General features: G+C 66.4%; 12 protein-coding genes. All 12 read left to right on the forward strand.

Annotation, left to right across the window (positions count from 1 at the left end):
* Positions 1–2 precede the first annotated feature (2 nt).
* The 12 genes from RTK35_RS18230 to fliL all read left to right on the forward strand — a co-directional run bounded on the left by RTK35_RS18230 (position 3) and on the right by fliL (position 11,967).
* A complete protein-coding gene (locus RTK35_RS18230; RefSeq protein ID WP_074968132.1) occupies positions 3–1,421 on the forward strand; it encodes a sigma-54-dependent transcriptional regulator in 1,419 nt (472 codons plus the stop codon).
* A 187-nt stretch (positions 1,422–1,608) separates the two neighbouring features.
* The gene (gene fliE, locus RTK35_RS18235; RefSeq protein ID WP_044408155.1) at positions 1,609–1,944 is read left to right on the forward strand and encodes a flagellar hook-basal body complex protein FliE; all 336 of its coding nucleotides are present in this window, start codon (positions 1,609–1,611) and stop codon (positions 1,942–1,944) included.
* Positions 1,945–1,959: 15 nt separating this feature from the next.
* On the forward strand, positions 1,960–3,747 hold the full coding sequence (gene fliF / locus RTK35_RS18240) for a flagellar basal-body MS-ring/collar protein FliF (protein WP_044408152.1): 1,788 nt from the start codon (positions 1,960–1,962) through the stop codon (positions 3,745–3,747).
* Entirely contained in the window at positions 3,740–4,756 is a 1,017-nt protein-coding gene (gene fliG, locus RTK35_RS18245) for a flagellar motor switch protein FliG (RefSeq protein ID WP_044408149.1), read from the forward strand. The genes fliF and fliG overlap by 8 nt, the downstream gene beginning before the upstream one ends.
* A 10-nt stretch (positions 4,757–4,766) precedes the next feature.
* Positions 4,767–5,576: a flagellar assembly protein FliH gene (gene fliH, locus RTK35_RS18250; RefSeq protein WP_142007970.1), complete on the forward strand. Its 810-nt coding sequence runs from the start codon at positions 4,767–4,769 to the stop codon at positions 5,574–5,576.
* On the forward strand, positions 5,566–6,924 hold the full coding sequence (gene fliI, locus RTK35_RS18255) for a flagellar protein export ATPase FliI (RefSeq protein WP_044408144.1): 1,359 nt from the start codon (positions 5,566–5,568) through the stop codon (positions 6,922–6,924). The genes fliH and fliI overlap by 11 nt, the downstream gene beginning before the upstream one ends.
* Positions 6,925–6,930: 6 nt before the next feature.
* Entirely contained in the window at positions 6,931–7,380 is a 450-nt protein-coding gene (gene fliJ / locus RTK35_RS18260) for a flagellar export protein FliJ (protein ID WP_044408141.1), read from the forward strand.
* A gap of 77 nt (positions 7,381–7,457) precedes the next feature.
* The gene (locus RTK35_RS18265; RefSeq protein ID WP_044408138.1) at positions 7,458–7,763 is read left to right on the forward strand and encodes an STAS domain-containing protein; all 306 of its coding nucleotides are present in this window, start codon (positions 7,458–7,460) and stop codon (positions 7,761–7,763) included.
* Positions 7,764–7,770: 7 nt separating this feature from the next.
* Positions 7,771–9,465, forward strand: coding sequence for a fused response regulator/phosphatase (locus RTK35_RS18270; RefSeq protein WP_276574485.1), 1,695 nt, complete (start codon positions 7,771–7,773; stop codon positions 9,463–9,465).
* Between the two features lie 31 nt (positions 9,466–9,496).
* Entirely contained in the window at positions 9,497–9,850 is a 354-nt protein-coding gene (locus tag RTK35_RS18275; protein ID WP_074968128.1) for an Hpt domain-containing protein, read from the forward strand.
* 65 nt (positions 9,851–9,915) lie between these two features.
* Entirely contained in the window at positions 9,916–11,253 is a 1,338-nt protein-coding gene (locus RTK35_RS18280) for a flagellar hook-length control protein FliK (protein ID WP_316908661.1), read from the forward strand.
* Positions 11,254–11,442: 189 nt separating this feature from the next.
* Complete coding sequence (gene fliL / locus RTK35_RS18285; RefSeq protein WP_044408131.1) at positions 11,443–11,967, forward strand: flagellar basal body-associated protein FliL; 525 nt, start codon at positions 11,443–11,445, stop codon at positions 11,965–11,967.
* Positions 11,968–11,971: the final 4 nt, after the last annotated feature.

The following is an 11,971-nucleotide window of genomic DNA, read 5'->3' on the forward strand; positions in this document are numbered from 1 at the left end:
CCATGACCGTCAAGATCCTGCTGGTCGAAGACGACCGCGCCCTGCGCGAAGCCCTGGCCGATACCTTGGCCCTCGGCGGCTACACCTACCGTGAGGCCGATTGCGCCGAGGCCGCCTTGGTGGCCCTGGGCGAAGAGCACTTCGGCATGGTCATCAGCGACGTGAACATGCCGGGCATGGATGGGCACCAGTTGCTGGCCCTGATCCGCACGCGGTATCCGCAGCTCCCCGTCCTGCTGATGACCGCCTACGGCGCCGTCGAACGTGCCGTGGATGCGATCCGCCAGGGCGCGGCGGATTACCTGGTCAAGCCTTTCGAGCCTCGCGTGCTGCTGGACCTTGTCGGGCGCCATGCCCTGGGCCATGTCCCCCGTGGCGAAGCCGAAGGCCCCATCGCCGAGGACCCGGCCAGCCGTCAGCTGCTGGAGCTGGCGGCCCGGGTCGCCCGCAGCGACTCCACCGTGCTGATCTCCGGCGAGTCCGGTACCGGCAAGGAGGTCCTGGCGCGCTACATCCATCTGCAGTCGTCCCGTGCGGACAAGCCTTTCATCGCCATCAACTGCGCGGCCATCCCGGACAACATGCTGGAAGCCACGCTTTTCGGTCACGAGAAAGGGGCATTCACCGGCGCCATCGCCGCCCAGCCCGGCAAGTTCGAACTGGCCAATGGCGGCACCATCCTGCTGGACGAGATTTCCGAAATGCCGCTGGCGCTGCAGGCCAAGCTCCTGCGGGTGCTGCAGGAGCGTGAGGTGGAGCGCGTCGGTGCGCGCAAGCCCATCGAGCTGGATATTCGCGTGCTCGCCACCACCAACCGCGACCTGGCGGGAGAGGTGGCGGCCGGACGTTTCCGTGAAGACCTCTACTACCGGCTCTCGGTCTTCCCCCTGGCCTGGCGCGCCTTGCGCGAGCGCCCGGCGGACATCCTGCCCCTGGCCGAGCGCCTGCTGGCCAAGCACGTACGCAAGATGAACCACGCCCCTGTCAGCCTCTCCCGCGAGGCACGCGATGCGCTGTTGCGCCATCCCTGGCCGGGCAACGTGCGGGAGCTGGACAACGCCATCCAGCGGGCGCTGATTCTCCAGCAGGGCGGCATCGTCCAACCCCACGACCTGTGCCTGGATGCACCCATCGGCATGAGTGTCGGTTCTTTGGCGCCGCAGCCGATTGTGTCGTCCGTACCGGTCTCCGCTGCGCCGCCAGTCGCTACTCCGCCGGTTGTGGTCGACGCTGCCAGCGCGCTGGGTGAGGACCTGCGCCGCCATGAGTTCCAGATGATCATCGAGACGCTGCGTCTGGAGCGGGGGCGTCGCAAGGAGGCGGCCGAGCGGCTCGGCATCAGCCCCCGGACCCTGCGCTACAAGCTGGCGCAGATGCGCGATGCCGGCATGGACGTCGAGGCCTACCTCTACGCCAGCTGACACGGGCTCCGCGTCTGCCTGAGCATTGATCACCGGGTTGGCCAGCCTGACAGGGCAGCGCCAACCCTTTGTTTTGTCTGCGTTTCAGTCCCTTCCCAAGCGCCTTCGCCACTTCTGGCACCCTTGTTGCAAATACCCTTTCAAAGGCCGCTCCTGCGTCAAAAATCTGCGGCCGCGGAGGAATGTGATGAGCCAGGGTGTCGAATTCAATCGCCTGATGCTGGAAATGCGCTCCATGCAGATGGAGGCGATGGCACGACCCAAACCCACCACCCAAGCTGCGCCCGAGGCTGCTGCGGTGCCGAGCTTTTCCGACATGCTCGGCCAGGCCGTGAACAAGGTGAACGAGGTCCAGCAGGCGTCCAGTCAGTTGGCCACCGCCTTCGAGGTGGGCAAGAGCGGCGTCGACATCACTGACGTGATGATCGCTTCGCAGAAGGCCAGCGTTTCCTTCCAGGCTTTGACCCAGGTGCGCAACAAGCTGGTCCAGGCCTACCAAGACATCATGCAGATGCCGGTTTAAGGGGGGAGGTGAGAAATGGCAGACGCAGCAACCGCCAACGTACCGGCACCCTCCACCGAGCCGGGTGAGAAGAAGCCCCTGTTCGGACTGGCCTTCCTGGAAAACCTGTCGCAGATGACCATGCTGCGCCAGATCGGCCTCATGGTCGGCCTGGCCGCCAGTGTCGCCATCGGCTTCGCCGTGGTGCTCTGGTCTCAGCAGCCGGACTACCGCCCGCTGTACGGCAGCCTCACCGGCATGGACGCGAACCAGGTGATGGAGACGCTGAACGGCGCCGACATTCCCTACAAGATCGAGCCCAACTCTGGCGCGCTGCTGGTCAAGGCGGACGATGTGGCGCGCGCGCGCATCAAGCTCGCTGGCGCCGGCCTCGCCCCCAGCGACGGCAACGTCGGTTTCGAGATCCTCGACAAGGACCAGGGCCTGGGCACCAGCCAGTTCATGGAGGCCACCCGCTACCGCCGGGGCCTGGAAGGCGAGCTGGCTCGCACCATCTCCAGCCTGAACAACGTCAAGGGCGCGCGCGTCCACCTGGCCATCCCGAAAAGCTCGGTATTCGTCCGTGATGAGCGCAAGCCCAGCGCCTCCGTACTGGTTGAGCTGTACCCGGGCCGCAATCTCGAGCCGAGCCAGGTGATGGCCATCGTCAACCTGGTGGCCACCAGTGTTCCCGAACTGGAGAAAGGCCAGGTCACCGTGGTCGACCAGAAGGGCACCCTGCTGTCCGACCAGCAGGAGCTGTCCGAGCTGACCATGGCGGGCAAGCAGTATGACTACACCCGCCGGATGGAGAGCCTGTTCACCCAGCGCGTGCACAGCATCCTGCAGCCAGTGCTCGGCAGCGGCCGCTACAAGGCCGAGGTGTCGGCAGACGTCGACTTCAGCGCCGTCGAGTCCACCTCCGAAATGTTCAACCCCGACCAGCCGGCCCTGCGCAGTGAGCAGAAGCTCGCCGAGGAGCGCCAGGCGGGTTCCGGGCCCCAGGGTGTGCCCGGTGCGCTGTCCAACCAGCCCCCCGGCCCGGCCAATGCCCCGCAACAGGCCACCGCCGCTGCAGCCCCCGGCGTGCAGCCCGGCCAGCCGATCCTCGACGACAACGGCCAGCAGATCATCGACCAGGCCACCGGCAAGCCGCTGCTGGCGCCGTACCCGACCGACAAGCGCGACCAGAGCACCCGCAACTACGAGCTGGACCGCTCGGTGAGCTACACCAAGCAGCAGCAAGGCCGCCTGCGCCGCCTGTCCGTGGCGGTGGTGCTGGACGATCAGGTCAAGGTCAACGCCCAGGGCGAGACCACCCACGTGCCCTGGACCGCTGACGAGCTGGCCCGCTTCACCCGCCTGGTGCAGGACGCGGTGGGCTTCGATGCCAGCCGTGGCGACAGCGTCAGCGTGATCAACACGCCGTTCCTCGGCGGCCAGGACGATGTGATCGAACTGCCGTGGTACGAGCAGGTCTGGTTCCAGATGCTGACGTCCGCGCTGAAGCAGCTGTTCCCGGCGCTGCTGATCCTGATCCTGGTGTGGTTCGTGCTGCGTCCGGTGCTGAACAACATCTCCGGCGCCAAGGACAAGGAACGCGAGGCAGCCCTGGCGGCCGAGCGCGAGCTGGGCGAACTGGGTGGTGGGTTGTCCGGTGAGCTGGCCGATGATCGGGTCAGCCTCGGCGGACCGCAGAGCATCCTCCTGCCCAGCCCGAGCGAGGGGTATGATGCGCAACTGAACGCGATCAAGAGCCTGGTGGCTGAAGACCCGGGTCGCGTGGCCCTGGTAGTCAAAGAGTGGATCAACTCCGATGAGTGACAATCGCCCCCCAGCCAAGCTGACCAAGGTGGACAAGGCAGCCATCCTGCTCCTGTCCCTTGGCGAGACCGATGCCGCACAAGTGCTGCGCCACATGGGCCCGAAGGAGGTCCAGAAGGTCGGCGTGGCCATGGCGCAGATGCGCAACGTCCACCGCGAGCAGGTGGAGCAGGTGATGGGCGAGTTCGTCGAGATCGTCGGCGACCAGACCAGCCTGGGCGTCGGTGCCGACGGCTACATCCGCAAGATGCTCACCCAGGCCCTGGGCGAGGACAAGGCGAATAACCTCATCGACCGCATCCTGCTGGGTGGCAGCACCAGCGGCCTGGACAGCCTGAAGTGGATGGAGCCGCGCGCCGTGGCCGACGTGATCCGCTACGAGCACCCGCAGATCCAGGCCATCGTCGTCGCCTACCTCGACCCCGACCAGGCCGGTGAGGTGCTCAGTCACTTCGACCACAAGGTCCGCCTCGACATCATCCTGCGGGTGTCGTCCCTCAATACCGTGCAGCCGTCCGCGTTGAAGGAACTGAACCTGATCCTCGAGAAGCAGTTCGCCGGCAACGCCAGTTCGACCCGCACCACCATGGGCGGCGTCAAGCGTGCGGCGGACATCATGAACTACCTCGACAGCTCGGTCGAAGGCGCGCTGATGGACTCCATCCGCGAAGTGGACGCCGACCTGTCCGGCCAGATCGAAGACCTCATGTTCGTCTTCGACAACCTGGCCGACGTGGACGACCGGGGTATCCAGGCGCTCATGCGCGAAGTGTCCTCCGAGGTGCTGGTGGTGGCGCTCAAAGGCGCCGACGACGCGATCAAGGAAAAGGTCTTCAAGAACATGTCCAAGCGTGCCGCCGAACTGCTGCGCGACGACCTCGAGGCCAAGGGCCCGGTGCGCGTCAGCGACGTGGAAGCGGCACAGAAGGAAATCCTCACCATCGCCCGCCGGATGGCCGAAGCCGGGGAGATCGTCCTCGGTGGCAAGGGCGGCGAAGAAATGATCTGAGGCGCATTCCATGGCCAACAAGGATGCGCAGAGCGAGCTGATCCGCGCCAAGGACATCAATGCCTTCGACCGCTGGTCGCTGCCCAGCTTCGACCCGGAAGTGCCGGCACCTGCGGTCGAGCCGGAGCCGGTGCCGAGCGAGGAGCCTGCTGCGCCCGTCGACGAGGCGCAGCCGGAGCCGGGGCTGGAGACGATCGAAGAGGTCCCGCCGGAAGACGTCAAGCCGCTGACGCTGGAAGAGCTGGAGGCCATCCGACAGGACGCCTACAACGAAGGCTTCGCCACCGGTGAGAAGGACGGCTTCCACGCCGGCCAGCTCAAGGCCAAGCAGGAGGCGGAGGTCGTGCTCAATGCCCGCCTCGACGCGCTGGAGCAATTGATGGGGCAACTGATGGACCCCATCGCCGAGCAGGACCAGCAGCTGGAAGAGGCCGTCATCCACCTGGTGGGGCACATGGCCCGGCAGGTGGTGCAGCGCGAGCTGTCCACCGACTCCTCCCAGCTGCGCCACATCCTGCGGGAAGCCCTCAAGCTGCTGCCCATGGGCGCGAGCAACGTGCGCATCCACGTCAACCCGCAGGACTTCGAGCTGGTGAAGGCCCTGCGCGAGCGCCATGAGGAATCCTGGCGCATCCTCGAAGACGATGGCCTGCTGCCCGGCGGTTGCCGGATCGAGACCGAGCACAGCCGCATCGATGCTAGCGTGGAAACCCGCCTGGCCCAGGCCCTCAAGCAGCTCTTCGACCAGCAGCGGGACCAGAAGGTGCACCCGCCGGCTGCCGACCTGTCCATCGACCTCGAGGACGGCCATGCGTCTTGATCGGGTCAGCTTTGCCCGCCGCCTGGCCGGGTATGCCGACGCGGTCAGCCTGCCCAACCAGCCCGTGGTGGAGGGGCGCCTGCTGCGCATGGTCGGTCTGACCCTGGAGGCCGAGGGCCTGCGTGCGGCCATCGGCAGCCGCTGCCTGGTGATCAACGACGACAGCTACCACCCCGTGCAGGTCGAGGCCGAAGTCATGGGCTTCGCCAGCGGCAAGCTGTACCTGATGCCGGTGGGCAGCCTGGCCGGCATCGCGCCCGGTGCGCGGGTCGTGCCCCTGCCGGATACCGGCCGCCTGCCCATGGGCATGTCCATGCTCGGTCGAGTGCTGGATGGCGCCGGCCGTGCGCTGGACGGCAAGGGCGGGATGAAGGCCGAGGACTGGGTGGCGATGGACGGCCCGGTGATCAACCCGCTGAACCGCGACCCCATTTCCGTTCCCCTGGATGTCGGCATCCGCTCCATCAACGGCCTGCTCACCGTCGGTCGCGGCCAGCGGCTGGGCCTGTTCGCCGGCACCGGCGTCGGCAAGTCGGTGCTGCTGGGCATGATGACCCGCTTCACCGAGGCGGAGATCATCGTGGTCGGCCTGATCGGCGAACGGGGTCGCGAGGTGAAGGAGTTCATCGAGCACATCCTCGGCGAGGAGGGGCTCAAGCGCTCGGTGGTGGTGGCATCACCCGCCGACGACGCGCCGCTGATGCGTCTTCGTGCCGCCATGTATTGCACCCGCATCGCCGAATACTTCCGCGACAAGGGCAAGAATGTCCTGCTGCTGATGGATTCCCTGACCCGCTTCGCCCAGGCCCAGCGGGAGATCGCCCTGGCCATCGGCGAGCCGCCGGCGACCAAGGGCTATCCGCCGTCGGTCTTCGCCAAGCTGCCCAAGCTGGTGGAGCGCGCCGGCAATGGCGAGAAGGGCGGCGGTTCCATCACCGCCTTCTACACCGTGCTCTCCGAGGGCGACGACCAGCAGGACCCCATCGCCGACTCGGCGCGGGGCGTGCTCGACGGGCATTTCGTGCTCTCACGCCGGCTGGCGGAGGAGGGTCACTACCCGGCCATCGACATCGAGGCGTCCATCAGCCGGGTCATGCCCCAGGTGGTCAGCCCCGAGCACCTGAAGATGGCCCAGCGCTTCAAGCAGCTGTGGTCGCGCTACCAGCAGAGCCGCGATCTCATCAGCGTCGGCGCCTACGTCGCCGGTGGCGACCCGGACACCGACCTGGCCATCGCCCGCCAGCCCGCCATGGCGGCCTTCCTCCAGCAGGGCCTGGACGAGAGCGAGCCGCTGGCCAGCAGCGTCATGCGCCTGGGGGGCGTACTGGCCAACGGCAACGCGGGTTGATGAACGATGGCCAATGACCGGGCGGCGCGCCTTGCGCCGGTGGTGGAGATGGCCCAGAAGGCCGAGCGCGAAGCCGCGCGGCTGATGGGCCAGTGCCAGGCCCAACTGGCCCAGGCCGAGGGCAAGCTTGGCGACCTCGAGCGCTACCGGGGCGACTACCAGCAGCAGTGGATCACCCAGGGCAGCCAGGGCGTCAGCGGCCAATGGCTGACCAACTACCAGCGCTTCCTTTCGCAATTGGAGGCGGCGGTGAGCCAGCAGAACCAGAGCGTGGCCTGGCACCGGGAGAACCTGAACCGTGCGCGGGACACCTGGCAGCAACGCTACGCGCGGCTGGAGGGCCTGAAAAAGCTGGTGCAGCGCTACCGTGACGAGGCCCGGCTGGCGGAGGACAAGCGTGAGCAACGCCTGCTGGATGAGCTCTCCCAGCGTCTGAATCGTCCCGGACAGGAGTAAGACGCAGGTTGCCGAGGTCCCTGGCGGGTGCTAAATCTTCTCAGCACGCGCCTTTTCATCTGACCAAGGAGTCTTGCATGGCCATCACCTCGCTGCCTTCGAGCGACGGGCAAGAGTTGACCATCGTCATTCAGGGACGTTTCGATTTCGGGGCCCACCAGGAATTTCGCGACGCCTACGAGCGCGTCAACATTTCCCCCAAGCGCTATGTCGTTGACCTGAAGGGCACCACCTACCTCGACAGCTCTGCCCTCGGCATGCTCCTGCTGCTGCGTGACCACGCGGGGGGCGACAGCGCCCAGATCCGCCTGGCCAACTGCAACCCGGACGTCCGCAAGATCCTCGCCATCTCCAACTTCGAGCAGCTGTTCCAGATTGCCTGAGGTGCCCGTGCCCGGCCGTCTGTCGATCCTCATCGCCGAGGACAACGCGGCCGACCGCATGCTGCTGTCCACCATCGTCAGCCGCCAGGGGCACCGTGCCCTGACTGCCGGCAACGGCGTGGAGGCGGTGGCGCTGTTCCAGCAGGAGCGGCCGAACCTGGTGCTGATGGATGCGCTGATGCCAGAGATGGACGGCTTCGAAGCCGCACGGCGCATCAAGCAATTGGCTGGGGAAGAGCTGGTCCCGATCATCTTCCTCACCTCCCTGACCGAGAACGAAGCCCTTGTACGCTGCCTGGAGGCCGGCGGTGACGACTTCCTCGCCAAGCCCTACAACCGGGTCATCCTCGAAGCCAAGATCAACGCCATGGACCGCCTGCGCCGCCTGCAGGAGACGGTGCTGCACCAGCGCGACCTGATCGCACGGCACCATGAGCACCTGCTCACCGAGCAGCGGGTGGCCAAGGCGGTGTTCGACAAGGTGGCCCACTCCGGCTGCCTCAAGGCCTCCAATATCCGCTACCTGCAGTCGCCCTATGCGCTGTTCAACGGTGACCTGTTGCTGGCCGCCTTCAAACCCTCCGGCGGCATGCATGTGCTGCTGGGGGACTTCACCGGCCATGGCCTGCCGGCAGCCATCGGGGCGATGCCCCTGGCCGAGGTGTTCTACGGCATGACGGCCAAGGGCTATGCCATGTCCGACATCCTCCGGGAGATGAACGCCAAGCTGAAGCGCATCCTGCCGGTGGGCGTGTTCTGCTGCGCCACGCTGCTCAACCTCAATTTCCAGCAGCGGCTGCTGGAGGTGTGGAATGGCGGCCTGCCGGAGGGTTACCTGCGTCGCGGCGCCGATGGCAGCGTGGTGCCGCTGGTATCGCGGCACCTGCCGCTGGGGGTCCTGGACCCGGCGGTGTTCGATGCCACCTACGAGGTCTATCCGGTGGAGCTGGGGGATCGCATCTTCCTCTGGTCCGATGGGGTGCTGGAAACGCGCAACGAAGCCGGAGAGCTGTACGGCGACGAGCGGCTGAAGGAGGTGTTCGCCCGCTGTGGGCGTTCCGAGCACCTGTTCGACGCCATCCAGCAATCCCTCACGGCGTTCCGTGGCGAAGCCCAGGACGACGTCAGCATGATCGAAGTGGGCGTGGTGGATGGCCTGGAGCAATGGCCGCAGCTGGACTTCACCGACAGCGGCCAGCTCAGCCCCCTGGACTGGTCGGCCAGCTTCGAGTTCCGCGCCCAGACGCTCAAGCGCTTCAACCCGTTGCCGTTCCTGTTGCAGTTGCTGTTGGAGGTGCAGGGGCTGAGGGAGCAGGGCGGTGCGCTCTACACCGTGCTGGCGGAGCTGTATTCCAATGCCCTGGAGCACGGTGTGCTGGGGCTGGACTCCGCCCTCAAGCGAGATGCCAAGGGGTTCGCCGAGTACTACCGCGAGCGCAGCGCCCGCCTGGAGCGGCTGGAGGAGGGGCATGTGCGCATCCATCTCGCGCTGATGCCTGAGGGGGAGGGAGGGCGCCTGCGTATCCAGGTGGAGGACAGCGGCAAGGGATTCGACGCGCGGCAACTGCCTGCCGTCCAGGACGGCAAGGTGCTGCTCAGCGGGCGCGGCCTGAATCTCGTCAGGCAGCTTGCCGCACGCTGCGACTTGCCGGAGGATGGCAAGGGCATTCGCGTGGAGTTCGTCTGGCCGCGCCCATCCTGATGTTCATTGTGTTCTGCCGGGGGTAACCGGGTTGTCCGATCTGCATATCGATACCACTGTGCTCGCTGCCTTGCAGGAGGTGATGGAGGACGAGTATCCCGTCCTGCTGGACACCTTCCTGGTGGACTCCGAGGAGCGCCTGCGCCTGCTGCACCAGGCCTGCGACCAGGGCGATGCCCAGGGGCTGCGCCTGGCTGCCCACAGCTTCAAGGGCAGCTGCAGCAACATGGGGGCACCTCTGCTGTCGTCGCTGTGCAAGCAATTGGAAGAAGCCGGGCGTCGTGAGCAACTCGACGAGGCGCCCTCGCTGGTGGAACAGATCGAGCGTGAATTCGCCATCGTGCGCATCCTCATGCGCTCCGAGCGGCAGCGTTATCGCCTCTGATGGCGGACTTGGCCCGTCACTTGCAACCTCCCAGGCACGAATCCAACCCCCAGCGGAGAGTGCCCATGCCCGTTGCCCCCGATATGCTTCTGCAGGCCAAGCCTGAGGTGAAGCCGAACTTTCAGGCGGCAAAGTCCCAGGTGCGGACGCCCGAGCCCAGCAACAGCGGGGCTCCCAGCTTCGCCCAGATGTATGCGAAGGAACGGCAAGCCAAGCCTGCAGAACGAAGTGAACCCGCGCCCAAGCAGGCCCGGGACAAGCCTGCCGACAACCGCAAGAGTGACGAGCCGGCCGACAAACCGGCTGCCGCACCGGCAGACAAGCCGACCACCGTTGCCGATAGCGGCAATGCCTTGCCGTCGGATGCAGCCGCCACCACCACCAGCGACGATTCGACGGATACCACCTCCAGCGACGGCAGTTCGACGCTCGATCCGCTGCTGCTGATGGCCATGAACGGCCAGACGCCGCCCGTGCCCACCGAGCCGCAGGTACAGCCGGCGGAGGTGCAGCCCGAGGTGCCGGCGCTGGTGGTCACCACGCCGCTGGCCACGACGCCCCAGACCCAGGCAACCCAGCCTGCGGCAGAGGAAACCGACCCGCTCCAGGGCGTCGTCGGTCTGCCCCAGACGCTGCAGGCCAGCACAGAGGGCGACCCGGTCCAGGCGGCCACCACTACCACGGTGAACAGCCAGAATTCCGCCAGCGGCAGTCATAACTTCGCCAGCGCCATGGCAGCCTTCTCCGAGAAGAACGCCGATGTGAGCGAGACGCCGCCCGAGGTCGAGTTGCCGGCCGGCGAGTTCTCCGAACAACTGGCCCAGGGGCTGGGCGAGAACAAGGCGGAGATCCGCAGCGAGGTGCTGGACAGTCGCCTGAATGCCCTCAACCAGGCCGTGACCCAGCAATCGGCCATGGCCCAGCGTGCCCCGGCCGTGGTGCCCGGCCAGCCGGTGGCCATCAACCAGAACGGCTGGAGCGAGGCGGTGGTGGACCGGGTGATGTGGTTGTCCAGCCAGAACCTGAAGTCCGCCGAGATCCAGCTCGACCCGCAGGAACTGGGGCGGCTGGAGGTGCGCATCCACATGAGCCAGGACCAGACCCAGGTCACTTTCGCCAGCCCCAACGCCGGCGTGCGGGACGCGCTGGAAGGGCAGATGCACCGCCTGCGCGACATGTTCAACCAGCAGGGCATGACCCAGCTCGACGTCAACGTCTCCGACCAGTCCCTGGCGCGCAGCTGGCAAGGCCAGCAGGGCGGCGAGGGTGAGCGTCGTGGCGGCGGCAATGGCAATGGCGGCTTGCTGGGCGGTTCCGGCGATGACGAGACGCTGGCTGGCGTCAGTGAGCTGCGACCTGCTGCGGCCGGCGTCGCCCGGGGGCTGGTGGACTACTACGCCTGATCCGTCGAGCCGACGCCGTCCTGTTCTAGACTTAGAGCGCCCGGTACGAGAACGTACCGGGCGCTTTTTCTTGGATGACAGGCGCGGGCGACACTGGTATACCCAGCGCGATTGTTGAGAGCCTGGCATAGCACTTGCTCACAACCCATTGAATGCGGACGGAAAGCCGCTCAGCGACGGAATATTGGCATGGCGAAGAAAGAAGCAGCGGCCGGGGAAGAGAAACCGGCGGGCAAGAGCAAGCTCAAACTGATCATCCTGATCGTGGTGGCGCTGTTGCTGGCGATCGGGCTTTCCGTCGGGGCCACCTGGTTCTTCCTCAGCAAGGGCGGGGACAAGAAGGACGAGGGCAAGAAGGAGGAGGCGGCCGCCGAGCACGCCGCTCCGGTCAAGCAGCCGGCCATCTACGAGCCGCTGGCCCCTGCCTTCGTGGTCAACTTCAACCAGAACGGGCGGCAGCGCTACATGCAGGTCAGCGTGGCGCTGATGGCCCGTGACAAGGGCGAGATGGATGCCCTGAAAGTCCACATGCCGGTGCTGCGCAACAAGCTCGTCATGCTGTTCTCCGGCCAGAACTTCGACAACCTCGTGACTGCCGTGGGCAAGGAAATGCTGCGCCAGCAGGCCACGGCGACCGTCCAGGAACTGGCCAAGCAGGAAACCGGCAAGGTCGTGATCGAGCAGGTCCTGTTCACCAACTTCGTATTGCAGTAGGCGG

The sequence above is a fragment of the Pseudomonas sp. zfem003 genome, from assembly GCF_032621675.1.
Taxonomy (GTDB): domain Bacteria; phylum Pseudomonadota; class Gammaproteobacteria; order Pseudomonadales; family Pseudomonadaceae; genus Metapseudomonas; species Metapseudomonas otitidis.